General features: G+C 61.3%; 18 protein-coding genes and 1 pseudogene. 11 read left to right on the top strand and 8 right to left on the bottom strand.

Annotated elements, in window-relative coordinates; genetic code table 11:
• Positions 1-155: 155 nt before the first annotated feature.
• From ABIE00_RS07980 to ABIE00_RS08000, 5 genes are all read right to left on the bottom strand, one after another.
• Complete coding sequence (locus tag ABIE00_RS07980) at positions 156-1,427, bottom strand: M20 metallopeptidase family protein (protein WP_133830840.1); 1,272 nt, start codon at positions 1,425-1,427, stop codon at positions 156-158.
• A 154-nt stretch (positions 1,428-1,581) separates the two neighbouring features.
• Positions 1,582-3,072: an aldehyde dehydrogenase family protein gene (locus ABIE00_RS07985; protein WP_354258872.1), complete on the bottom strand. Its 1,491-nt coding sequence runs from the start codon at positions 3,070-3,072 to the stop codon at positions 1,582-1,584.
• A 226-nt stretch (positions 3,073-3,298) separates the two neighbouring features.
• Positions 3,299-4,390 carry a Zn-dependent alcohol dehydrogenase gene (locus ABIE00_RS07990; protein ID WP_354258875.1) on the bottom strand — a complete coding sequence of 364 codons (1,092 nt, stop codon included), beginning with the start codon at positions 4,388-4,390 and terminating at the stop codon, positions 3,299-3,301.
• Between the two features lie 155 nt (positions 4,391-4,545).
• Positions 4,546-5,880, bottom strand: coding sequence for an aminotransferase family protein (locus ABIE00_RS07995; protein ID WP_285247761.1), 1,335 nt, complete (start codon positions 5,878-5,880; stop codon positions 4,546-4,548).
• A gap of 308 nt (positions 5,881-6,188) precedes the next feature.
• A complete protein-coding gene (locus ABIE00_RS08000; RefSeq protein ID WP_133830838.1) occupies positions 6,189-7,712 on the bottom strand; it encodes an APC family permease in 1,524 nt (507 codons plus the stop codon).
• Positions 7,713-8,091: 379 nt separating this feature from the next.
• On the opposite strand from ABIE00_RS08000, the gene ABIE00_RS08005 reads away from it, so the two are divergent.
• From ABIE00_RS08005 to ABIE00_RS08060, 11 genes and pseudogenes are all read left to right on the top strand, one after another.
• Positions 8,092-9,465 (top strand): aldehyde dehydrogenase family protein, encoded by a 1,374-nt coding sequence (locus tag ABIE00_RS08005; protein WP_133830837.1) that lies wholly within the window; start codon positions 8,092-8,094, stop codon positions 9,463-9,465.
• Positions 9,455-11,161: a diflavin oxidoreductase gene (locus ABIE00_RS08010; RefSeq protein WP_133830836.1), complete on the top strand. Its 1,707-nt coding sequence runs from the start codon at positions 9,455-9,457 to the stop codon at positions 11,159-11,161. The genes ABIE00_RS08005 and ABIE00_RS08010 overlap by 11 nt, the downstream gene beginning before the upstream one ends.
• 220 nt (positions 11,162-11,381) lie before the next feature.
• Positions 11,382-12,827 (top strand): glutamine synthetase family protein, encoded by a 1,446-nt coding sequence (locus tag ABIE00_RS08015; RefSeq protein WP_243835349.1) that lies wholly within the window; start codon positions 11,382-11,384, stop codon positions 12,825-12,827.
• A gap of 66 nt (positions 12,828-12,893) precedes the next feature.
• Positions 12,894-13,667 carry an SDR family NAD(P)-dependent oxidoreductase gene (locus tag ABIE00_RS08020; protein ID WP_133830835.1) on the top strand — a complete coding sequence of 258 codons (774 nt, stop codon included), beginning with the start codon at positions 12,894-12,896 and terminating at the stop codon, positions 13,665-13,667.
• 1 nt (position 13,668) lies between these two features.
• Positions 13,669-14,409, top strand: a complete 741-nt coding sequence (locus tag ABIE00_RS08025) for a gamma-glutamyl-gamma-aminobutyrate hydrolase family protein (protein ID WP_133830834.1) — start codon at positions 13,669-13,671, stop codon at positions 14,407-14,409.
• A complete protein-coding gene (locus tag ABIE00_RS08030) occupies positions 14,406-15,599 on the top strand; it encodes a cytochrome P450 (protein ID WP_133830833.1) in 1,194 nt (397 codons plus the stop codon). The genes ABIE00_RS08025 and ABIE00_RS08030 overlap by 4 nt, the downstream gene beginning before the upstream one ends.
• 5 nt (positions 15,600-15,604) lie before the next feature.
• On the top strand, positions 15,605-15,841 hold the full coding sequence (locus tag ABIE00_RS08035) for a ferredoxin (RefSeq protein WP_133830832.1): 237 nt from the start codon (positions 15,605-15,607) through the stop codon (positions 15,839-15,841).
• A complete protein-coding gene (locus ABIE00_RS08040) occupies positions 15,838-16,998 on the top strand; it encodes an NAD(P)/FAD-dependent oxidoreductase (protein WP_285319837.1) in 1,161 nt (386 codons plus the stop codon). Before ABIE00_RS08035 ends, ABIE00_RS08040 begins: the two co-directional genes overlap by 4 nt.
• Positions 16,999-17,002: 4 nt before the next feature.
• Entirely contained in the window at positions 17,003-18,787 is a 1,785-nt protein-coding gene (locus tag ABIE00_RS08045) for a helix-turn-helix domain-containing protein (protein WP_133830831.1), read from the top strand.
• A 207-nt stretch (positions 18,788-18,994) separates the two neighbouring features.
• A complete protein-coding gene (locus ABIE00_RS08050) occupies positions 18,995-19,759 on the top strand; it encodes a type 1 glutamine amidotransferase (protein WP_133830830.1) in 765 nt (254 codons plus the stop codon).
• Positions 19,760-20,052: 293 nt separating this feature from the next.
• Positions 20,053-21,377: pseudogene (locus ABIE00_RS08060) on the top strand (ISL3 family transposase).
• 132 nt (positions 21,378-21,509) lie between these two features.
• Here ABIE00_RS08060 and ABIE00_RS08065 read toward each other — a convergent pair.
• The 3 genes from ABIE00_RS08065 to ald form a co-directional block, all read right to left on the bottom strand.
• Positions 21,510-22,004 (bottom strand): HtaA domain-containing protein, encoded by a 495-nt coding sequence (locus ABIE00_RS08065; RefSeq protein WP_242703048.1) that lies wholly within the window; start codon positions 22,002-22,004, stop codon positions 21,510-21,512.
• Between the two features lie 488 nt (positions 22,005-22,492).
• Positions 22,493-22,750 (bottom strand): hypothetical protein, encoded by a 258-nt coding sequence (locus ABIE00_RS08070; protein ID WP_133830829.1) that lies wholly within the window; start codon positions 22,748-22,750, stop codon positions 22,493-22,495.
• Positions 22,751-22,816: 66 nt separating this feature from the next.
• Positions 22,817-23,932 carry an alanine dehydrogenase gene (ald, locus tag ABIE00_RS08075; protein ID WP_166183130.1) on the bottom strand — a complete coding sequence of 372 codons (1,116 nt, stop codon included), beginning with the start codon at positions 23,930-23,932 and terminating at the stop codon, positions 22,817-22,819.
• Positions 23,933-24,015 lie beyond the last annotated feature (83 nt).

Here is a 24,015-nt window from a genome sequence, read left to right on the forward strand (position 1 = left end):
CAGGACCCGGATGGGGCGCTGACGTCACGTTGGGTGTACCAATCTGATAGTGGTTGAACTGCCATCCATTCGGGGCTTCGAGACCGGTCCTGCTAGGTCCGCTGCCTCAAGTGAGGCGTGGGCCGCTCCGGAAGCCCTCCGAGCTGCGCCCGGGGCTACCCCAGGACCTCCAACTCCTGGAGCTTTCCAAGCGCCACGCCCGCCATAAATTGTGTCTGGTCGACGAGGACACTGTCGTCAAACACTGCCCTGGGCGAGTGCATGGGGGCCCACTCCATGGGGTCGATATCTGGAGACCCAGCTCCGAGGTGCCCGTACGCTCCTGGGACCTCCACGAGGACACGGGAGAAATCGTCAGAGCCGGTCCTGGGGGACGGGCTGGGCACGAACCGGTGCTCTCCGAAGAACGTCCGTGCGGTCCTGCCCCAGAGTTCGGCGTCACTTTCGTGATTGACGGTGGCCGGCATAACCGGAGTGAACGTTGCCTCGGCTGTCAGTTGATGAGCAGTCGCCAGTTGCCGGATGAGATCCGGCAACTCCTGTGCGAGCCGCGCTTCGACACCGGGGCTGAAAGACCTGACGCTGGCCCTGAATTCCGCCGAATCAGGTATGACATTAGAGGCGGAACCGCCATGGAATTGGCCCACGGACAGTACCACGGGATCAAAAACGTTGAATCGCCGGGTGATGTACGTTTGGAGCGCGCCAAGCATTTCAGCAGCTACCTGTATGGGATCCAGAGCTTGGAAGGGGCGTGAACCGTGCCCGCCACGCCCGATAACCTTGACGGACAGATCTCCGAAGGCAGCCATGTAGGAGCCGGCACGGGTCGTGAACACGCCTGACGGGATGTCCGAAACGACATGCAAGGCGTAGGCAGCATCCGGTCGCCTGCCGGCTGCGTTAAGAACGCCTTCCTCCAGCATGATGCGGGCCCCCTCATGTCCTTCCTCCCCCGGTTGGAACATGAAGATGACGTCACCGGTCAGGCTGTCACGTACGGACGAAAGCAACCGGGCGGCACCAATCAGGCCCGCTGTATGCAGGTCATGACCGCAGGCATGCATCGCTCCATTAGTCGAGGCAAAGGGTATTCCCGTCTTTTCTGCCACAGGAAGGGCATCCATGTCACCTCTGAGCAGTACAGTGGGACGGCTCCCGACGGGGGCCTGGGTGGCCCCGCCGCGTAGTACCGCAACCACGGACGAGGCTGCTTTTCCCAGGCTTATTTCGAGGTCGAGTCCCTTGAGTGCCTCAAGGACCCGGGCCTGGGTGCGGGGCAGATACAGGCCGACTTCAGGATCGGCGTGCATTTCCCTACGGAAATCGACCAGGTCGCTTCCATAGGCCGGGATCGCCGCTGTGGCGTCCTCAAGGAAACTCAGCGGTGAAAACCGCACCGTATCTGTCGTTGAAGTATCTGTCATTGAAGGACTTTCTCGTCTCATGTTGCCAGGCTCTGGCCTGCTGCTTTCCCGAGAGGACGCGGACCCCCGTCTTAGCCACGCGTCACGTTCCCGGACTGTTTGTCGCAGGCCCCCACGGGGCCTGGCCTACGCTTGTTGGGGTCGGATATGGCGCCTAGAGCGGGGAATCCGTCCTGTCCACGCCAACCACGCGGTCGCCGGTGAAGAAGCGGACGCCATACTGCGGACCGTGGCCACCGATACCGCTGGTGCCCCAAAAGCTCTGGCGTGAACTGCCGGCGAGGTCGCTCATGAATGTGCCGTTGATGCGGACTTCACCGGCACGAATACGGGATCCCACTTCGATGGCCCTTGCTTCATTGGCACCGAATACGTAGGCATCCAGGCCGGTTGCGGGGCCGTTCGCATGGGCAAGTGCCTCCTCGACCGAATGCACCGGATGTACCCTTACCAGCGGCCCGAAAAGCTCTTCCGTGGCGGCCTCGGCGGCACATCCGACGATCATCCCCGGTGCCATGAACCAGCCGTCAAGACCCGGCAGCTCGCCGCCAGTGACGAGCTTTCCCCCCAGCTCGAGGAGCCGATTCACTGAGGCTTTCAAGCCATCACGCTGCCGCTGGAATGCCAGGGGACCCACTTGCGTCGACTCATCCAAGGCGTTTCCGACCCGAAGCTTACTGAGTTCAAACTTCATAGCTTCAACGAAACGGTCGTGAATCGACTCGTCAACCAGTACTTTGCCTGGCGCCTCACACCACTGGCCGTTGAGACGCGTCATGCCCTGCACAATGGACCGCGCCGCCGAGCTGACGTCGGCGTCATTCAGAATGATCACGGGATTGTTGGATCCGAGCTCCATCTGCATGACCGCCAGGTTGGACGCGGCAGCCTGCGCAACCGTCCGGCCTGCGGAATCGCCACCCGTAAATGAAAGAGCCTCGATCCTGGGGTCCGATGTCAGCAGTGCTCCTGTCTCCGAATTCCCATGAATCAGCTGAAACGCGGCGCCCGGGTATCCCAGTTCGGTCATGGCAGACACGATCGCCTCAGCGAAGAGCTGGCAACCGCTGGGGGCGTTCTCGGAGGGTTTGAGGATGACGGGGCAACCGGCCGCCATGGCTGCCGCCACCTTGCCGACCACGGTGAACGTTGGGGCATTCCAGGGGCCGACGATGAGGGCTGGGCCGAGGGGCTTGCGCCGGATGACCACAGACCTGGCATGGTCAAGGGTCTCCGATTCACCAAGCTGTTCCGCTTCAGCAATAGTTCCGCGGACTCTGTCACCCAGTGCACCGGCAATCAGGCGGGTGGTGCGGATAGGAACCCCGGTGTTGATGCTGTCCTGGAGGGCGACTTCTTCGCTCTTCGCATCGAGGGACGCGGCTACCTTCGTCAAGAGCTCAAGGCGGTCCGGGAGTTTGATGTCTTCAAGTTTCCCGGACCTGTGAAGGGTCGCTGCTGCCGCGAGTGCCCGCTCGACATCATCCTTTGCGGTCTTGCGCATCGGCTGCCGGGGTTCGCCAGTATTTGGGTTGGTAAGGTAGCGGCCGTTTTCCTCGAGCTGCAGCCATGTGCCATTGACAAAGGAGCGTTGCTCGACGAGGTCGGGGGCAATATCAGTCAGTTGGGCTAGTCCTTCAGTCATTTAAGGGTTGCTCCTCTGGTTTCGTTTGTGGGTTTTGTCGTCCATAACCAGTGACGGCAGGGGCTGGCCCCCGATGTTTGCTGTTCATGTTCGGAAGGCTGTGCAGCGGCCTAACGTTCGTTCCGGCCCGGCTGTGGCGCAAAGCAAGATCGCGATCACCGGTAACCAGGCCGACGCCGCAACGATCTACGCAGTTATCTGGATCACGATTGCCTGTTGGTCATGTTCAGCACGACGCGGATCGTCGACGCATCCGCCATCGCTTCGAATCCCTCGTTGATGCGGTCGAAGGGCAGCTCTTTGTAACCATTCCATCGAGATCCAGCCGATTGTTCAGGTAGTGGTCGGTGAACATGTCGACATCGCTGAGGAACCTGTTCGCACCCATGTACGCGCCTTGGAGGTGTCGGTCGCCGTAGATGAGTGCATCTGCAGGGATACGCAGTTCGGACCCGGTGGGCATGAGACCGAGTATGCTGGCGGTTCCGTTCGGGCTCAGGAGCGAAAAGGCGAGTTCCGCTGTCTCACTGCGGCCGACCGCCTCGATTGCATGGCTAACACCCTGGGGAAGAAGTGACCGGACCTGGATGAGTGTTTCTGTCGGGTCAGGTGATGAGAGAACTGTGTCCGTGGCACCGAAGTTGCGGGCGAGCTCCAGCTTCGCGGGCACGGCGTCAATGGCAATGATCCGTCGAGCCCCAGCCAGCCTTGCACCCTGGATGGCGGCTATTCCGACGCCGCCGCAGCCGATTACGGCGACAGTATCCTCTGGCCCTACTTTTGCGCCGTGAATGACCGCGCCGACTCCTGTACTGATGCAGCAACCGAGAAGACATGCCACCTGGGGAGGCAGGTCAGAGCCGACCACTGCAACGGATGCCTCTTTCACCAGGAAGGCCTCCGCAAATGCGCCGATACCGCCGAGCGACTCGACGCTTGATCCATCATGTGAGATGAGTCTGGGCCGCTGCCGCTCACGCATCGAGTCGACCCGTTCGCACTGGGTCGGGCGCCCGCTGATGCAGTTGCGGCAAGCGCCACAGGACGGGGTTACGGTTGTTACGACGCGGTCTCCAGTCTTAATTCTTGTGACGCCGGAGCCGACGCGCTCGACAATGCCTACGACTTCATGTCCGAGGACCGCCGGCAGGGAGATATCCAGGGCCCCCTTCAGGTAGTGCAGATCGCTGTGGCAAAGGCCAACTCGCTCCGTCCGGATGAGGACCTCATGGTCCTCCGGATCATCCAGCAGCAGCTCGCGGATCTGGAGAGGTGTTCCGGGCTTTTCCAGTACGGCGGCAAGAATGGGTGTAGGCACTTGGCTTCCTTGAGGGTTTAGGCATTTGCAGATGGATCGCTTCGACCATCTTCGGCCCTGGCAGAGTTTCAAAAGTGTGTGGAGGGAACAGCCTTTACGGCCACTATGTGCAAGGTGACCAGCGTCGGCACATGGTGGAATGACAGGGATTAAAGTCAGCTTCCGCTTCCAACTCGGGATCCGCTCCGGCTGTCATCCACAGCGGCCCACCGCTCAACATGGTGTTCCATGGCGCGAAGGGCTTCCTCCAGCTTCGCCAGCAGTACCCGGGTCTCCTCTTCGCTGATCACCAAGGGCGGGGACAGGATCACCGCGTTGTTCAGCGGAGCAATGCCTGCCGGATAGACAATAAGCCCCTGGGCGAGGCATTCCTGCACGAAGGTGTTGGCCGCTCCGAGCGCAGGATCGGGCGCCTGCTTGCTTTCCTGGTCCGTAACGAACTCGAAGCCCCACAGCAGGCCCCGGCCACGGACATCGGCCATGCAGTGGTACCTGGCTGCCAGGGAGAGCAGTCCTTCTTTGAGCTGCTTCCCCCGCTGCCGGACGTTTGCAAGGACGTTCCGGCGTTCCATGAAGTCCAGGACCGCCAGGCAGGTGGCTGCCCCCAGGGGATTCCCCGAAAAGGTGTGCCCGAACGGAGCGACACCGCTGCCTTCCCTGAGCGCCTCGACAACATGGCCTCGGAGCAGGACGCCGGCAACAGGGGAATAACCGGCACTTAATCCTTTACCGATGAGAAGAAGGTCCGGGACGACGTTCTCGTAGGAACTCGCAAACCAATCTCCCGTCCGCCCGACGCCCGTGATGACCTCATCAATGATCAGCAGCACATTCAACCGGTCACAGATTTCGCGCAACCGGGAGAGGTAGCTAGCCGGAGGCGTCAGGACCCCGCCGGCGGCTCCAACGATCGGTTCCACGATCACTGCTGCGACCGTGCCAGGGTCCTCGTTCCGAATGGCATCTTCGAAGGCTTGCGCAGCCCGCAGCGCGTATGCTTCTTCGTTCTCGCCCGGCTGCGCGAAGCGATACGCGTAGGCCGGCGGGGCGAAGGAGAACGCATGCAACAACGGCCCGTAGTCGGGGCGGCGTGCTGCATGTCCCGACATTGACAGGGCTCCCATGGTCATGCCGTGATAGCTGATGTTCCGGCCGAGAACTTTGACTTTGCCCGGGAGCCCCCTTTCGCGCCAGTAGCTGACTGCTGTCCGGATGGCGAACTCGGACGCCTCTGATCCGCTGTTGACGAAGAATGCCCAGTCAAGGTCTCCCGGTGCCAGATCGGTGAGCCGCCTTGCCAAGGCCTCGGCGGGCACATTCGTGAACTGGGTTCGGTAAGTAAAGGCCACCCGGCATGACTGCGCCTTCATCGCCTCTGCAACTTCTTCTACGCCATGGCCGATGTTTGCAGTCATGGCCCCGCTGCACCCGTCCAGGTACTGCAGACCGGCTGAGTCATACAAGTAGACCCCCCGGCCATGGGTGACCACCGGGTATGTCTTATCAATGGTCTGCTTCAACAGAGCGCTCTCAGAAATGGAATACTCCTTTACTGTCCTGGCGAGCCTTCTGAGGCGTTTGTACCAGGGCTGATAGATGGTCGCTTGCCTCAGTGGAGGTCCGGCGGTGTTGCACAGGCCTCAGAAGATGCAGGCCGGGCCATCGAGTTGACCCCGTCAGGTATGACCAGAAGTGGGGTGATCAGAGATCAACGGGTTCGGCACTGCTGTGGTGACGTCGTTCTGGAGGTCACCACAGCAGTGCCTCGGGCCCGGCACGAGTCCGGAATCCCGGGGGGTTAGCTCTTGTTTTCCGCCGTAGCGCAGTTCTCGCTTTTGGCCGGTTCGTGCTCCTGGCTTGATACCGGGGGCAGAAGCGCGGCGTATGCTTCGGGCCGTTTTGAGCGCATCACCAGTGCGGTCACCAAACCGCCGACAAACAGGGCTCCCATGACCGTTAGCAGGATGCCTGCAGCCAGGTCACCGCCGACAAGAAGCCCAAAGTTCTGCACGACCAGGAAGACAATCGCGCCGAGACCGATCACAGCAAGAGCGGGAGCAAACAGCGTGGCCCACAGCTTTCCTGTTGCCTTTCTCCGGAAGAACACGAGCACCGAGAATGACGTGAGGGCCATCAGAACCACCACGCCGAGTGTTGCTGATCCCGAAAACCAGGTGTACGCCTGCGTCACCGGGTCTAGCCCGAGGAGCGCCTCGACCCCAAGCAGGGCAATTGCCACGACCGACACAGTCAACGAGGCCCTGGAAGGAGCCCGGTGTCGGGGATGGACCGTGCCAAGCCCGGAGGGGAGCACGCCCTGCGTTCCGAGGGTGAACAGGTAGCGCGTCAGCACGTTCTGGAACGTGAGAATGCAGGCGAAGAGGCTGCTGATCAGGAAGACTTGAAGGAGAGTTGCCAGGACAGGGGAGACGTACTTCGCGGCCAAACCGACCACGATGCTGGTGGGATCATTCGTAGCCACTTCAACGATGTTGCTGTCACCGATACCGGCCTGCATGGCCCATGCGGTGAACGTGTAGAAGATGCCGACAGCGAGGACGGCGATGTACGTTGCGCGCGGTATTGTGCGGTCGGGGTCACGCGCTTCGTTGCGGAAAACAGCGGTGGCCTCAAAACCAATGAATGAGAAGAAGGCAAACATGACGCCCAGCGGCGGGACACCTTCACCCAGACGGGCGGGGGACAGTGAGTCACCGCTCAAACCTTCCGCACCGCCGTGGACAACCACCCCGATGTTTACTGCCAACAGAACGACCGTTTCAATGACCAGGACCACACCCAGCACCTTGGCGGAGAGCTCGACGTCCCGGTACGCAAGAGCACCGCAGATCGCCATCAGCACCAGACTGCACAGCCACCAAGGCAGATCCGGGCCGCCCAGATCGTGAACAGTGGTCTGGGCCGCTGATCCCAGGTATGAACACAGCGCAAGAAACAGGAGCAGGTAAGTACCCAGTGCAAAGGTGGAAGCCCCTAGCCCCATGCCCCGGCCGAGGCCAGTCTGTATGTAGGAGTAAAAGGCCCCCGCATTTTTCACGAACGGCGTCATACGCGTGAAGCCAATCGCGAACAGAAACAGGATCGCCGTGGCGATGAGGAAGAACAGTGGACCGCCCGTGCTTTCCGAGGCAGATACCACCACAGGCCAGCCGGCCACGACAGCTGTCATCGGTGCGGCACCAGCCACAACCATGAACACGATTGATCCGACACCTAGCCCGCGGCCGAGTAACTTGTCGGGGGTCAGGAGTCCGTTGGGTCCGGCATCCACCGGCTCAAATTGAACATTATTAGTTGCCATTCGTCCCTCCCGGACGTTTGAAGCCTAGTCATTTCACGATGCTTTCGACAGGGCGAAAATGAGTAGCACCGCTGAAATCCAACTGCAGTCGTGGCCCCCTTGCCACGGCTGCTGTGAACTGGGTTACAGCCTAAAGTCGCTCCTTACACGCTGCTGTGTCAGCTCTGCACACTATCCCCACCGCTCATGGTCGCAATGCACAGTTTTGGCGCATGTCACCCCGGTGTGCAGGTTGCACATGCCTGACATCGATGTGGTGCCCGTCGCACTCGCTCCCTGGCCGGAGCCCGGGCATGCTCGATACCAACGGAGCTTCCCAGACTCCACATGGGACTAGGAATCTTTGACGAAATCCACTCTCCTGAAGGAGCACCCGAGTATGAGCAGCATTATTTCCGTTTACAACCCCGCTACAGAGGAACTGATTGGTGAAGTCCCTTCGTACGACTTGGCTGAGGTTGACGCGGCCGTCGAGCGTGCCCGGAAGGCGCAGAGCATTTGGGCGCGGAAGCCTATCGCCGAACGCCGTGACGCCCTCTGGGCCATCGCGGACGCTGTCATCGCGCACACCGACGAGCTGGCCTTGCTCGAATCAACCGACGTGGGCAAACCGCTGGCCGCCGCCCGGCAGGAAGTGCTCGGAGTAGCCGAATGCTTCAAGTACTACGCGGGCATTATCGACAAGATCCTCGGCGACACCATTCCCGTCGACGGTGGCATCAGCATGACCTTCCGTGAGCCGATGGGCGTCGTAGCCGTCATCTCCCCGTGGAACTTCCCTCTGCCGATCGCGTCATGGGGTATCGCACCTGCCCTCGCCTGCGGCAACGCCGTAATCGTTAAGCCTGCGGCCCTCACCCCGCTGTCCACTGTCCGTCTTGGCCAAATCGTGAACGAACTGGGCGTCGTCGGCGACGCGCTGCAGGTCCTCACCGGCTCTGGGGCACGCGTCGGTAACGCCCTTGCCGAACACCCCGGCGTTAACAAGGTCAGTTTCACCGGTTCCACCGAAACCGGCCGGTCGATTATCCAGGCAGCGTCCAAGACGATGAAACGGGTCACCCTCGAACTGGGTGGCAAGTCCGCCAGCATCGTCTACAACGACGTAGACCTTGCAAAGTGCGTCCAGGCGGCGCCTATGTCTGTCTTCGACAACACTGGTCAGGACTGCTGCGCCCGCAGCCGTTTTCTCGTTCAGCGGGGAGTCTTCGACGAGTTCGTTGAAGGGTTCATCGAAACGACCCGCGCCCTGAAGATCGGTAACCCGCTCGATGCCACAACAAATCTCGGCCCTCTGGTATCGGCCAGCCACCGCGAATCCGTGTCCAGCTTCCTCGGTGACGGACTGAACGTTGTCACCGCAGGCGAGGCACCGGAGGGTCCCGGCTTCTGGATGGCACCGCGGATCGTTATTGCGCCGGACCCCAAGAGCCGGGTGGCAACTGATGAGATCTTCGGCCCCATCGCCTCGGTCATCCCCTTTGACACCGAGGAAGAAGCCATCGCCCTGGCAAACAGCTCCATCTACGGGCTCAGCGGCTCCATCTGGACCAACGATGTAGGCCAGGCACTCAGGACAGCACGGGGAGTGGAGTCCGGGGCTCTGTCCGTCAACTCCAACTCTTCGATCCGGATGCAAACGCCCTTTGGCGGCTTCAAGCAGTCCGGCATCGGCCGCGGACTGGGCCAGGCAGCCATCGAGGCCTACACCGAACTCAAAACCGTCTTTGTAAGGACTGATCGTGACAACTGAGACAGGGGAACTGGTCCGCACCGACCAAGGCATCTCTTCCGAAGTTTCCGGTGCAACAGACAGTGCTGTGCAGACCCTGAGCGTGCTTTACGGCAGCCAGACCGGGAACGCAGAATTCCTGGCATCCAAGATCGTGGACAAGGCAAACGCCCAGGGCTATGCAGCCGAGCTGATGAGCCTGGACATGCTCACCCCCGAAGATGCGGCGCGCAAGGACCGGCTGCTGATCGTTACCGCCACACACGACAACGGCCACATGCCCGATAACGCGCAACCGTTTTGGGATCAACTTCAGAGCGCTGGCGCAGACCTCTTTGAGGATGTGCCCTTCGCGGTCCTTGCCATTGGCGACTCGATGTACGAAGACTTCTGCAAGGCCGGCATCGACCTTGACACACGTCTTGGCGAACTCGGCGGCAAGCGGATCCTTGACCGCCTTGACTGCGATGTCGACTATGACCTGACGTCGGGCAAGTGGATCAAGGGCATGCTTGAGACCTTCAAGACAGTTGTTCCCAAGAAGCCAGGCAAAACCCCGCAAGCCTCCTCCGCCCCGGGAACAACGCCCGCTGAGCAGCCCAAAACCACCCGCCGGGAACCTGATACGGCCACTGTCGTCGAGGCCCGCCTCCTGAGCGCTCCGGAGTCTGAAAAAGAGGTCTGGCACTATGAGCTGGAGGTCAGCGGCGACGGCCGCAACTACCGGCCGGGTGACTCACTCGCCGTAATCCCGGCCAACTCCGGCGAGCTCGTCGATGACCTCCTCGCCTTTCTGGGCCTCGAGGGAAGCGAGGTGTTCGGTAACGACGGCAAGACAGTACGCGAGTCCCTCCAAAACGACTATGAGCTTCGGCTGCCTCATCTGGGCATCGTGGCCTGGCTGGTTGAAGATCTCGCGCCCGATCATCCCGTGCGGAACCTCGTCGAGTCCGGTGATCGCCTGGCGTTGGAGAATTGGCTGTGGGGACGGGACATGCTGGACGTCCTGCAGGAAACGAGATCAACAGATGTTGATCCGCACGAGTTCATCCCAATGCTGCGGCCTTTGCAGCACCGGTCTTACTCCATCGCATCCAGTCCACTTGCTGACGGTGACCGTGTCCACCTGACGGTCTCTTCCGTGCGGTACGAGGCTGCCGGGCGCCGGCATTCGGGCGCTTGCAGCGGTTTCCTCCAGTCCGCCGCGGAAACCAAGACGGCCATGAAAGTGTTCCCGCTGCCGGCCCACGAGTTCCACCTGCCCGACGACAGCTCAACTGATGTGATCATGATCGGCCCAGGCGTCGGAATTGCCCCGTTCCGCGGCTTCCTTCGTGAGCGCGAAGTCTCACAGGCCCGGGGACGGAACTGGCTGCTCTTCGGGGACCGTCACGAGAAGCCGTCCTGGCTCTATCAGGATGAAATGGAAGAACTGCAGACCAATGGAGTGCTGGACCGGCTCAGCCTGGCGTTTTCCCGGGATCAACAGGGCAAGGTCTACGTCCAGGACAGGATCCGCGAGGAAGGTGAAGACGTTTTTGCCTGGCTGTCGGGCGGTGCTTCGGTCTACGTGTGCGGCGGCAAACAAATAGCACCTGACGTTGACGAAGCCTTGCTGGCCGTGCTCATCAGCCACGGTGGAATGACGCCCGAATTGGCGCACGACTACCTGCAGTCCATGAAAGGCGAAGGACGTTACGTCAAGGACGTCTACTAAGCCTGCCTGCCCGCTCGGTTCCGGGGATTTTCGCACCCCTGGAACCGGGCAGGAACACAACAAAGCCTTGGCCTGAGTGCAGGGACGCGGTCTCAAATGTGACGTGGCTTACCGAATGCATGTAGCCGGCAATCATGATGTGCACTTTGCACATACGCCCGCGAGACCCCGCATTTAGTGTCTTTAGTAACCGATATCAATGAGGATAAAGAGGTACACAGTGAATCCGATCACACAGGTCCCGGAGGACCTCCAAGAACTCGAGGCAATCGACATGCAGGATAAAACCGCCGCAGGGTCAGCCCACGACGAACTGCAAAAGTTCGTCTCCGAAAACGACATCAAAACCTTCAAAGTGGGCGTCGTGGACCTGGACGGTGTGTGGCGCGGCAAGCGCATCCCCGCCCGGTACTTCCTGGAAAGTGTCGCTGAGCGCGGCACAAACATCTGCAACATCATCTTCGGCTGGGACATTCAGGATGAGATCATTTCTGATCTCAGCTACACGGGGTGGGACTCGGGCTACCCTGACGTGACCCTGCTGCCGGATCTCAACACCCTGAAGGTTGTTCCGGGGGAACCTGGGGTCGCATCCGTCATTTGCGATGCCTACGAAATGTCCGGCGAGCCGGCGGCGATCTGTCCCCGGAGCATTCTTAAGCGGGTTGTGAAGAAAGCCGAAGACCTCGGTTACTCGCCGGTCTGCGCCTACGAGTTCGAGTTTTACCTGTTCAAGGGGACTCCAACCGAGCTTGCCGCCAACGGCTGGCGTGACCTGACTCCCATCACGGCTGGCAGCCACACCTACAGCCTCGTCAGGGACACAGGCACCGAGTTCCTCATCGGCGAGATCCGCCGCCGCCTGTCTGAGCAGGGCATTTTCATCGAGGCCAGCAACAGCGAAAACGGCCCGGGCCAGTTCGAGATGAACATCCACTACTCGGATGCTCTCGCAGCCGCGGACAACGCCCTCCGGCTTAAGGCCACCGTCAAGGAGGTCGCAGCTGAAGCCGGCTACACGGCATCGTTCATGGCCAAGATCAACCCGGAGTGGGCCGGCTCCTCCGGGCACATGCACCAGAGTCTCTGGGATCCGGAATCCGGCAAGTCAGCTTTCGCCAATGCCGAGGAGCCCGGCGAGCTGAGCGCCGTCGGGTACAACTACCTGGCGGGCGTCGTCGAGACGGCGCCGGAGCTTACCGCCCTCTACCTGCCCACCATCAACTCCTATAAGCGGACCGAAGGCGGGCAATGGGCCGGATCCAGCGCCACCTGGGGCCTGGACAACCGTACGGTTGCCATCAGGTCCATCCCGTCAACGGGCAGTGCTGCGCGCATCGAAAACCGGGTACCTGGCGCTGACGCCAATCCTTACCTGGTCATCGCTGCCAGCATCGCCGCCGGCCTGCACGGCGTGGACACAAAGATGACCGCTCCCAAGCGGGTGGTAGGCAACGCATACGCCCTGGAGGAGGGACACCAGGTAAAGGAGCTCCCCGCAACACTCGGCCAGGCCATCGAACAGTTCGAGAAGAGCGAGGTCGCCAAGGAGTACTTCGGTGAAACCTTCGTCACGCACTACGTCCAGACGAGGCGCTGGGAGCTCCGCAAGCTTCAGACCAGTGTCACCGACTTCGAAATCGCACGTTACCTGGAACGAATCTAGCGCCCAGTGCAGCGCTGAGAAGCGTTCAATCCACCATTTTCCTTACCAAGAAAGAAGAAACACCCAATGACTACTCACCCCGGAAAGATCGCCGCAGTCACCGGAGCCGCGTCCGGAAACGGCCTTGCCATCGCAGAAAAGCTGCTCAAGGAGGGCGCTACCGTCGTAGCCCTCGACCGTGACGAGGCCGCGCTCGAGCGCCTGGTTGGCCAGCACCCGGAAATGGTTCCTGTTGTTATGGACGTCGCCGACGAGGCTTCGGTCGGCAGCGGCATGGCCGAGATCGATGCCAAGTTCGGCCGGCTCGACACCCTCGTCAACAACGCAGGCATCGTCAAGGGCAGCAACTTCGATGACCTCGGCGTTGCCGAATGGGACCAGGTCTTCGCCGTGAACTCCACAGGCCCGTTCCTGGTCAGCCAGGCTGCACGTCCGCTGCTGGAGAAGGGCGCCGCCGCCCGAGGCGACGATTCAACCAGCGCCATCGTCAACATCACATCAGTCGAGGCCCATATCGTCATCGCCAGCAGCGGGCACCCCCAGGTGCATTACAACGCTTCCAAGGGTGCACTCCTGATGTTCACGAAGGCTTTGGCCATCGAAACCGCGGCTTCCAAGATCCGCGTCAATGCTGTTGCCCCGGGCTTCATCGAGACCCCGTTCACCAAGTCCGTGCTGGAGAACCAAGAGGCCGTGAAGTTCCTCCTTGACCGTACGCCGCTCGGACGTATCGGCCGCCCGTCCGACGTTGCCAACGCCGTCGCGTTCCTGGCCAGCGACGAGGCCAGCTGGGTGACCGGTACCACCATCCACGTCGACGGTGGCTGGCTGGTTTACTGACATGAGGGCGCCCCTTATTGCCATTTCAGCGGCTCGGCAAACCGTCGATACCGCCTTCGGCCCGATGCCTTCAACAGTCCAGAACATGGCCTACGCCAACGGCGTCCTTGCCGCGGGCGGCCGTCCTGCCATTCTTCCGTCAACGGCAACAATCCCCGATGCGGCCCTTGAAGGGTTCGACGGGCTCATCCTCACCGGCGGCGGCGACATCAGCCCCCGACTGTATGGCGAGGACCCGATCGACACGGTCTATGACGTCTGCGATATCCGGGACGATTTCGAGATCGAGCTTTACAACGAGGCCATGCTTCGTGGCATACCGGTCCTGGCGACCTGCCGGGGAATGCAGCTTGTCAACGTCATTCGCGGCGGAACCCTGGTCCAGGAAGTAAGCCCGGACCGAGGGCACTGGCAGGACAACCCTTCGCACCAACCGTGGCACAGGGTGCAGCTGGAACCTGATTCCGAACTTGCCCGGATCGCTAAAGGCCTGAGCATCCCGGTGAACAGCTACCACCACCAGGGCCTGGGAAGGCTCGGGAAAGCCCTTCGCATTGTGGGACGGGAAGGCGATGTTATTGAGGCAATCGAAGCCGATGATGCCAGCCTGATCGGGGTGCAGTGGCATCCCGAACACATGGTCGATTATGACGAAGCCCAGAAGGCTCTCTTCGTGGATCTCGTGGAGAAGGCCGCGGCACACGCACAGTCAGAGCAACTACTTCAGGAGCAATTCTCATGAGCACAGAAACCGAGCGCGGGCTCAGCCACAACAAGTCAGACTTTGACTTCCACGGACGGGCACTCGACAACATTTTCGACGACTACCAGGACATGCTCGCCAACGGTCCTGTCGGTCACAGCGACAAGTATGGGGGCTTTTGGTACATCACCAAGAGCGAAGACATCTTCAATGCAGAGCAGGATCCTGACACTTTCGCTGTCGGTCCCTCCATGCTCCTCCCTGCCTTCGGCACCGATGTCCCCCTTATCCCGATTGACATCGATCCGCCGACCCACGCTGACTTCCGCAAGATCCTGCTGCCGATGTTCACTCCCATGAATGTTTCCAAGCTGGGCCCGGGAATGCGGGAGACCGCCCGGCAGCTCTGCCAGGAGGTCCTCGCGGCGGGCGACGTCGTTGATGTCTCGGCGAAGCTTGCCCGCCCGATGCCGACAATCATCTTTAGCCGCCTGGCCGGATATCCGGAGCAGGACTGGCCGATTTTCGACCGGTGGATCGATGAGATCATCTATGAGCGCACGGCCCATCCTGAAACGGCCTACGCGGCCGGACGCGAGCTCAACGATTACTTCGACCGCCTTCTCGACGAACGGGAAAAGGCCGGACCGGAAGCAGAGGCCAGCAACGATCTGATCACCCAGCTTCTGAAAGCGGAGGTGAAGGGACGGAAGCTCACGCGTGAAGAACTGCTGTCGTACTGCTACCTGCTCTTCCTGGCCGGGCTGGATACGACCGCCTGGGCAATCCGGTCCGCCCTTTGGTACCTTGCCGGCAACCCGCACGCCCAGCAGCAGTTGCGTGAAGACCCGGACCTGATCCCCACAGCTGCCGAGGAGTTCCTGCGGACGCTTTCTCCGGTCCAGGCCATGGCCCGCACAGCAAAAGCAGACACAGTTGTCCGTGGCCAGGAGATCAAGGCCGGGGAACGCGTCGTGCTCGTCTTCGGCGCGGGCAACCGGGACCCGGAGGTCTACGAAGAACCCAATGAAATCAAGATTGACCGTGAAGACAACCGCCATCTGGCCTTCGGCGGCGGTATCCACCGGTGCCTTGGATCGAACCTTGGCCGCGCCGAGATGGTTATTGCCATGGAGGAATTCCTGAAGGCTGTCCCTCACTTTGAACGGGCGAATGACGACGAGCCGTGGCACGGCGTCGGCCCGCTTACCCTCAAGATTGGAGCTTGATCACTATGGGAGAACTTTGGGTCGATGGAGGGCGTTGCCAGGGCCACGCCCGGTGCTGGGCGCTGGCACCCGAAACCTTCGAGATCGACGAGGAAGGCTATGCGCACGTCATTCCTGGCCGCGAAAACAGCGGCGACGAGCCGAACGTCCGCAAGGCCATCCGGAACTGCCCTGAACGGGCAATCCTTGAACGGGAATCGACCGAGGCCGGCGAAAAAGCCGCAGAGGTTTCGGCGTCGTGACACATCTGCCAGACCGGGTCGCGATTATTGGCGCTTCGGTTGCATCGGCGATGCTGATTGAACGCAGCCGTGAGCTTGGGTTTGCAGGCGAATTTATCGTCATAGATTCCGACCCGAATGCGCCTTACGACCGGCCCCCGCTGTCCAAGCAGTTTCTTTTAGGCACTGGTTCCGTCGAACCGGCCGAGTGGTGGCCGGAGGCTACGCCGATCCTCAACGCAAAGGCGATCGGGCTGCTCCCTGACAAGCGGACTGTTCTGCTGGACAAGCTCGGAGAAGTGGCGGCTGACGCGGTCGTCATCGCATCCGGAGCCGGTTCCATCAGACTGCCAAAAGAGCCGGCAGGCGTTCTCAGCCTGAGAACCGCCGAGGATGCCCTCGCCCTGCGCAATGCCGTGGATGCAGGGGCTGCCAGTGCGATCATCATCGGCGCCGGAACCATTGGTGCGGAGCTCGCCTCCACACTGGCCCAGCGTGGGCTTGCGGTCACCGTAGTGGATCTGGCTCCGCAACCAATGCAGCGCTTCTTTTCAGGACATCTGGGGGAAGAAGCAAAGGCATGGATGCACTCGGCCGGTGTTGTAACCCACTTTGGAGTTGCTGTGGAGTCCATTCAGAAAACCGATGCCGCATGGACAGTCCAGGTCAGCGGCCTGGACCTGCACGCCGACCTTGTTATCAGCGCTGTCGGCGCCCGGCCCAATACTGAATGGCTGACCTACAGCGACCTCGACATTTCCAACGGAGTCCGTTGCACTGCCGACGGGAAGGCGCTGCTGACCAGCGGTGAAATCGCTGACGGGATCTTCGCTATCGGAGACGTTTCGGCACGGCAGGCCGAGGACGGAACGTTTCGGCGGTTCGAGAGTTGGACTCAGGCGCAACGGCACGGTGCAGCCCTGGCTGAATACTTCGCCGGCTTCGAATCCATTGAACTGGAACAGGCTCCGTACGGATGGACGGAGCAGTTTGGTCGAAAGGTCCAGGTACACGGGATGCTTCCGCCGGAAGGCGAACTTGTGCAGGTCTACGCTGCCGAGGAACGCAACGCCGCCTTGTACCGGATCGGATCCGCGGAGGAGGAGGCGGCCTGGATTGGCGTCAACGCGCCAAGGCAGTTCAGTCGGGCCTCCATGGGCATGAGCCTCCTAAGCTGAAAAGATGAATACCCCTGCTGAGCCCGCGGCGCCGCAACCGAACGAGGTCCTGCCGGCTGACTATCGCCAAAAACTCCAAATAGCAGAGCTCCGGGCAGATACCCTGTCTGAGCTCACGCAGCTCATGATGGAAGGACCCGATCCGCTCGCGCTTGCTCAAAGGGCAGTGGACCTGGTTGCCAGGGCAACAAACTCAGCAGGGGTTTTCGTCTACCTGTGGGATGAACAGGAACAAGTTCTTGTTATGCGTGCAGGTACCGCTGGAGTGCAGAGCCAGCAAGTTGGAAGGGTCACCCTTCGCCTCGGCGAGGGGGTAACCGGCTGGGTGGGGCTTACCCGGCAGTCAGTTGTCCTTAACAAAAACATTCAGCAGGATCCGCGGTTCGTCAGCATCAGCGAACTGCAGGAAGAAGATTTCAACTCGATGCTGGTAGTCCCGATCGTGGCTCCGACCGGGACGCTCCTGGGTGTATTCAGCCTCTGGTCGTATGTCGAGGAAACCTTCACGTGGGAGTCAAAGCTGATTGCCGACGAGGTGGGCATGCTGCTTGCCAGCGGCCTGCTGCAGGCTGAGACTGTTGATGACTTGCGGCGTCAGTCTGCAGCAGCACATTTCCTTGTAGATTTCCCGATCAACTCCGCCACTTCGGTTCTGCAATGCGCTCAAGTGGCCGCCCAGTCGATCCTCAAGCACATGAGCTCCGACGGTTGCGTCATCGAATATTTCGGTCGTGGTCCAGCCACATCCCCGCCCACTGCCATCGCAATGGACAAGGGCGAGCGAAGCGGAACAGTGGTTCGAACCACTCACTCACGAACAGCAACCTCCGAATTTATCGAATCCAACTTCGCCGGACATGAGCGGATATCTGTTTCCTTCGGCCTGACGAGCACCCGGGGCATCGTCACCTGCTACCGTCCACGCCGCTATTCCGCCAGGGAACTTGACCGACTCAGCGCCATTTGCTCCCAACTGGCCGCCCTGTTTGAAGCAGTAGAACTGGAATCGGTAGGTTCCTCCCATGCTTCACGCCTGCTTCGAAGCGTCGGCACGAGCACATTCGCCCGCATTCTGGAGGAGTCAGGCTGGTCAAAGGGCCGCACACTGCCTGTCCTGGTACGGGTGAAACGGCTGAAATTCGACTCGGATGCGGTGTCCAGGCGCATTGCCCCCTACCTGCAGGAACTGGCCGGCCCACGGTCCCTCGTCTTCACGGAGGGACCCCTCAGCCTGCTCTTTATTGATACCCCCTCCGGTACGGGAGAGGAGATCAAGGCGAAGCTGGAGACAACTCTTTCTGAGCTCGACGAACACCGCGGCGTCTCAGCCTTCGCCGGCCTCGGTCCGGTGGCCCGCGATGTCGCTTCCCTGCAGCCTGCGCTTTCCGACGCCGAGACCGCACTGGCATGGACAGAACTGGTTGCCAGGACGTCCGGGAGACGGGTCACCTCTTTCAGCGAAATAGAACATCTGCAGGACGTGCCGCTCGTAGGGGAAGGGATGTCTGCGGAGATCAAGGACGTGCTCGCTGAACTCAGGTCCCTCATGCGCTACGACGCAGAAAATGGAACCCAGTTGGCCGAAACAGTTGCCATGCTGCTATCCAACAAGGGATCCATTGCGGACACGGTCTCCAAGTTGCACATCCACCGCAACACGCTCCGGCAACGCCTCCAGCGCGTAGAGCAGCTCATCGGTCATTCCTTCGAAGAATCCGGAGACTGGCTACCCACAGGCATTGCCGCACGGTTGGCGGTGCGGGAAGGCCAGCGCGCGGTTCTTCAGTGACGGCAACGGCCGCCCAAACTAAATTCCTGTTCAAGGACCGTCCCATGGTGTGAATAGTGTCGACCCCAGCCATCCGAAGCGCCAATGCCTCAGCTCTGCAAGCACACACATTCGGATCTCCATGTGCAAATGGCACTGCGGTCGCGGCGATGCCGTTCGCTACCTTGAAGTATTGGAAACTCCGATCGCCCGATAAGGAATTCGAGCATGACCTACCAGCCAGATCTTTCCCGAGGCGCCGGCACTTTGCAGGCCCTCGTCATACAGCCGGATCCCTATTGCCCGATCGACCGTCTCGGCCTGTGGCTGCACGATGAGGGTATAACCACCAGAATTGTCCAGCCATTTAATGACGACGTGATCCCGGAAATACTTCGGGAGGACGCCCTGGTGGTCCTGGGCGGTGACATGAGCTCGCTGGACGACCATGTCTATCACTGGCTTGCCCACATCCGCAGCCTTATGGCAGCTGCTGCCAGCCACAGGAAGCCCACACTTGGGATATGCCTCGGAGCTCAGCTGATGGCACAGACTTTCGGCGGTACGGTGACCAGGGGCGACCAGGGCCTCGAGGCGGGAGTCGTAGAGGTAGCATTACGGTCCGAGGCGGCCGGGGATCCCCTGATGGCCGGGTTACCGGGCCCTTTCTGCGCCGGGGCCATGCATGGGGACATGATCGACCACCTGCCACCTTCGGCGGTCTGGCTCGGGATGACCGCCCAGTATCCGCATCAGGCTTTCCGGGTAGGCGAAATGTCGTGGGGAGTTCAGTTTCACCCTGAGCTGTCGCCGGCGGTCTACCGCCAGTGGCTATCCCTGGTCGACGAGAATGACGCGGTTGCCATGGAGCGGGCAGGGCATGGTATGCAGGCGTTCGAGAATCAAGACCAGATTGTGAGGGAGCATACTGAGGCAATGGCACGACGCTTCGCCCACCTGGTCCGAACGACCGCAACAGTGGCTTCCCAGTAGACCAAGTGGTGTGGCGGCGCTGCCGTTGCGGCTTGGACGTGTCCTGGACATCCGGCGCCGCGCCTCCTGCCCCCGGCACCAGTCATTCCAAGGGGGCGGGAACATGCCATATCCGTCGTGATCGGATGCGCCAGGTATGTGGCCCTTCGCAGATGAGCGTGGTTAGTGCTGGCTGAGACTGTCCCCGCCGGGCATTGGATGTTGTCGGTGCGGCGTGGTGCGGTGGGAATAAGGTCAGGGCCTCTTTGAATTGGTTGCGGCCAAGCAAACCAACACCCAAAAGAGACCCTGACATGAATAACTCTATGTCTTGTTCCGGTGGCCGCTGGTGCACGCGCGCCGGATGCGCTGCTCGGTGTCGAGGGCCTCCACATCAACTCCGTCACAGCAACCGCCAACGGCCTGGTTCTGCACGTCGAAACCGGTGAAACCCTCAGTGGCTGTCCGGGCTGCGGCGTCGTCGCGGTCGGGCACGGCCGCCGGCCGGTTCGTCTCCATGACACCCCGTGTTTCGGTCGTCCGGTGCGGCTGCTGTGGGCCAATCGCGTCTGGCGCTGCCCCGACCCGGACTGTCCGGGGGAACACCTTCACCGAGGAACACCCGTTGGCCGGGCCGCGGGCGAAACTCACCGCCCGGGCAGTGGCATGGGCGACCGACGCGCTGCAGCGTTTCGACACTTCCGTTTCAGCCCTGGCCCATCAGCTCGGCTTTTCCTGGCACACCGTCTGGGACGCCATCAAGGCAGAGGCCACCAGGCGCATCGGCATCACGGAACGGCTGGCCGGCGTGAACGCGCTCGGCGTCGACGAGCATGTCTGGTCACACACGGGCCCGCCGGGATCCGGCATGGTCACCGGGATCGTGGACCACACACGGGACGCCCGCGGCATAGTTCACGCCCGGTTGCTGAACCTCGTTCCAGGACGGTCCGGGAAGGCCTACGCCGACTGGCTCAAAGAGCGCGGTGCCGCCTTCACCACCGGCATCAAGACAGCGGCCCTGGATCCGTTCCGTGGCTACGCGAACGCAATCCGCGATGAATTGCCAGAAGCCATCACCGTCCTGGACGCGTTCCACGTCGTAAAACTCGGATCGGCCATGGTCGATGAGGTCCGCCGCCGCGTCCAGCAGGACACCCTCGGACACCGCGGCCGCAAGGGCGATCCGCTCTACGGCATCCGCCGGGCGCTGCAAGTCGGCGCCGAACACCTCACCGACAAACAAACCGCCCGGCTCGACGCGAAGCTCACCCTCGGGGACCCGCACCACGAGGTCACCCTGGCCTGGCAGTGCTACCAGAAGCTCCGCAACATCTACCACGCCAGACCCGAGCGAGGCAGGGAACTAATCAACGAAGTGATCGCTTCGTTCCCGTCCTGCCCGATCCCGGAAATCTCACGACTGGGCCGGACGCTCAAACAATGGAAGGCAGCGATCCTGGCCTACTTCGACACCAACGGCGCCTCCAATGGACCCACCGAAGCGATAAATGGCGTCATCGAAACCACCCGCAGAATCGCCCGTGGCTTCCGCAACTTCACTAACTACAGACTTAGATGCCTACTCGCCGCCGGCGGCCACCGCCCCTACCGGATCAAACAAACGAACCATGCCTAAACGCGAAGGGCCAGGTATGTTGAAGCGCCTACGTATCTTGAGCTCCTTGCAACAAACAAACGCACCCGTGTCTTCAGGTGTTTCCCAGCACCGGCCCCAAGCGGTGTCGAACAGGTTCCCTCAAAGACGACGTCACGGTACTTTCACGAAGGATGGTGCTCTCATGGTCAGCGGAGCCAGGGTCTCTCCGGCTGAGTAGCTGTCTGCGAAGACAGCCGCTCCTGCGCTGGTCAACGCTACCTGGACATTCGCCCACATGGTTACGCCGTCTTCCACCGACACCGCCGGCAAACGGAGATCGGCGAGCTGCACCGTCTCGTTTCCTTGCTCGATGGACAGGCATGCCCCGTCCGGCCCGACTTCTATTTTTGGGTTGCAAATTGCGACCGACATAAGCCCATGGTGGGCGAGGAAGCGCGCCTCCCCACCGAACTGGAGCACAAAGTGGTCACCGGCAGACTGGTCCAGGCTCTTGAACGGGAAATAGAACTGCCGGGTATTGGTCACGGCAGCACCGTCACGCAAGAGTATGCGTCCGTCATGCATGGACTGCACGTAGCGGACAAAGCTGTCTTTGACCGCCCATGCCATGCCGAGATCTGCTCTTTCAACAGTGAGTTCGGACATCAGGGTTCCTTTGTCGTTGCCAGGTTGCACAGGGCCGGTGGCGCTCCCCGCTCTCTGACACACCAGGTAGGGGAGGGGCTTGCGGCTGTTCATCTTCGACCATTTTCGTGGCGGTTCAGGTGATCGACATGTACTGCGGGCACATCATTCGCGCGGACCGTGTGCCTGGCGCCCATCGGAAAGGACGGTCGTTGAGGTTACGAGCCTGCTGGGGGAGCGCTGATGGGCGCGGCCCGTCAGGCCGGGTCTGAATTAGAGTGCCATATTCAGTCGTTCAGACGCGATGCACTCGTAGACGAGCCCGGGAGGAATCCGGTGGCAGAGCTCCAGGGTGTAGGACCAGGGGCCGTGCCAGGTGACAAGAACACCTGACGCTTCACTGTTGTCCCGTTGGGAACGCAGCCTGGTGATTGCTGCTGACAATTCATTATCACTGTGAAACCGTTCCCGATGCTGTACGTATCCAGCCGCCTTGGACTGCCCGCCCCTCATGATGCAGCCTCCCGCTGGAAGTCAGGGCAACGGCTGAACCTCTCAGTTTCCCACTTGTAGTCGACCCACACGTTGAAACCGTCTGCCCGGTGAAATAGCCGGCGGGGCTCAGCGCCGTCACTGTCGAGCCACAGGATTTGATCATCGTCGGTGACTGCATCGACAACTCCGCGCCGGATCTCCTCATCCTGAAGTTTAACAATGACCGGCTGGCCAATCAGCGGCTGCCACTTGGGTTGCAGGTGAAATGCCATTCGATGCTTTCCCTTCCTGTGAAGCGGGCCGTGTCTGCCTTCTATCGGGCAGACACGGCCGATGCCTTAAACCGTTACCAGGTCCTGCCAGTCGGCGAGGTCATGCCCGTGGGCATCGCTGACAGACTTGTGGGTGACCTTGCCTGCCGCCACGTTCAGACCGCCGGCGAGAGCGGGGAGCCGGTCGAAAGCACCCTTGACGCCGTAGTTGGCCAAAGCCACCGCGTAGCGGAGCGTGACGTTGGTCAGGGCGTAGGTGGAGGTGTTCGGGACAGCGCCGGGCATGTTGGCCACGCAGTAGAAGATCGTCTCGTGGACCTTGTACGTGGGTTCCTGGTGCGTGGTGGGGTGGGTATCTTCAAAGCAGCCGCCCTGGTCCACGGCGATGTCAACGAGCACCGAGCCGGGCTTCATCCGGGCCACGAGGTCGTTGGTGACGAGCTTGGGTGCCTTGGCGCCCGGGATCAGGACGGAGCCGATGACGAGATCAGCATCGATAACGGACTTTTCGATCTCGTATGAGTTGGACGCTACGGTCTTCAGGCGGCCCTGGTACTGGGCGTCCAGCTCGCGCAGCCGGTTGATGTTGATGTCCAGGATGGTGACGTCGGCGCCGAGGCCGAGCGCCATGGCCGCGGCGTTGGTGCCGGCGACGCCTGCACCGAGGACGACAACCTTGGCGGGACGGACGCCCGGAACGCCGCCGAGCAGCACACCCTTGCCCCCTGCCGGCGCCATGAGCGAGGTCGCACCGACCTGGACGGAGAGCCGGCCGGCCACTTCGGACATCGGGGCGAGCAGCGGCAGTGCCCGGCCTTCCTGAACGGTCTCGTACGCGATGGCGGTGACACCGGATTCGACAAGCGCCTGGGTCAGTGCGGGTTCCGCTGCAAGGTGCAGGTAGGTGAAAAGTAGCAGGCCCTCACGGAAGTGCCGGTATTCGGATGCCACGGGTTCCTTGACCTTCATCACCATGTCGGCCCGCGCCCAGGCCTCCTCTGCGGTCTCGACGATCTCGGCTCCGGCAAGGGCGTACTCCTGATCGCTGATGCCGGAACCGGCGCCGGCGCCGGTTTCCACGAGCACGTCGTGGCCGTTTGCTTTGAATTCGTGGACGCCGGCGGCAGTGATCGCGACGCGGAACTCGTTGTTCTTGATTTCCTTGGGGACGGAGATGATCATGACTCATGCTTTCTGAGGGGATTGATGCTTGTGGGCAAAAGAATGACAGAAAATGCGGAAACGTGAGCCCTGCTCGCAGGATC

The organism is Arthrobacter sp. OAP107 (assembly GCF_040546765.1).
In the GTDB taxonomy this organism is placed as follows: Bacteria; Actinomycetota; Actinomycetes; order Actinomycetales; family Micrococcaceae; genus Arthrobacter.

Bases quoted from the DNA above. Each gene is read 5' to 3' on its own strand.
- ald (WP_166183130.1), bottom strand. From the start codon at position 23,932: ATGATCATCTCCGTCCCCAAGGAAATCAAGAACAACGAGTTCCGCGTC.
- ABIE00_RS07985 (WP_354258872.1), bottom strand. From the start codon at position 3,072: ATGACTGAAGGACTAGCCCAACTGACTGATATTGCCCCCGACCTCGTC.
- ABIE00_RS08065 (WP_242703048.1), bottom strand. From the start codon at position 22,004: ATGTCCGAACTCACTGTTGAAAGAGCAGATCTCGGCATGGCATGGGCG.
- ABIE00_RS08000 (WP_133830838.1), bottom strand. From the start codon at position 7,712: ATGGCAACTAATAATGTTCAATTTGAGCCGGTGGATGCCGGACCCAAC.
- ABIE00_RS08045 (WP_133830831.1), top strand. From the start codon at position 17,003: ATGAATACCCCTGCTGAGCCCGCGGCGCCGCAACCGAACGAGGTCCTG.
- ABIE00_RS08005 (WP_133830837.1), top strand. From the start codon at position 8,092: ATGAGCAGCATTATTTCCGTTTACAACCCCGCTACAGAGGAACTGATT.
- ABIE00_RS08030 (WP_133830833.1), top strand. From the start codon at position 14,406: ATGAGCACAGAAACCGAGCGCGGGCTCAGCCACAACAAGTCAGACTTT.
- ABIE00_RS07980 (WP_133830840.1), bottom strand. From the start codon at position 1,427: ATGACAGATACTTCAACGACAGATACGGTGCGGTTTTCACCGCTGAGT.
- ABIE00_RS08050 (WP_133830830.1), top strand. From the start codon at position 18,995: ATGACCTACCAGCCAGATCTTTCCCGAGGCGCCGGCACTTTGCAGGCC.
- ABIE00_RS08070 (WP_133830829.1), bottom strand. From the start codon at position 22,750: ATGGCATTTCACCTGCAACCCAAGTGGCAGCCGCTGATTGGCCAGCCG.
- ABIE00_RS08020 (WP_133830835.1), top strand. From the start codon at position 12,894: ATGACTACTCACCCCGGAAAGATCGCCGCAGTCACCGGAGCCGCGTCC.
- ABIE00_RS08025 (WP_133830834.1), top strand. From the start codon at position 13,669: ATGAGGGCGCCCCTTATTGCCATTTCAGCGGCTCGGCAAACCGTCGAT.
- ABIE00_RS08035 (WP_133830832.1), top strand. From the start codon at position 15,605: ATGGGAGAACTTTGGGTCGATGGAGGGCGTTGCCAGGGCCACGCCCGG.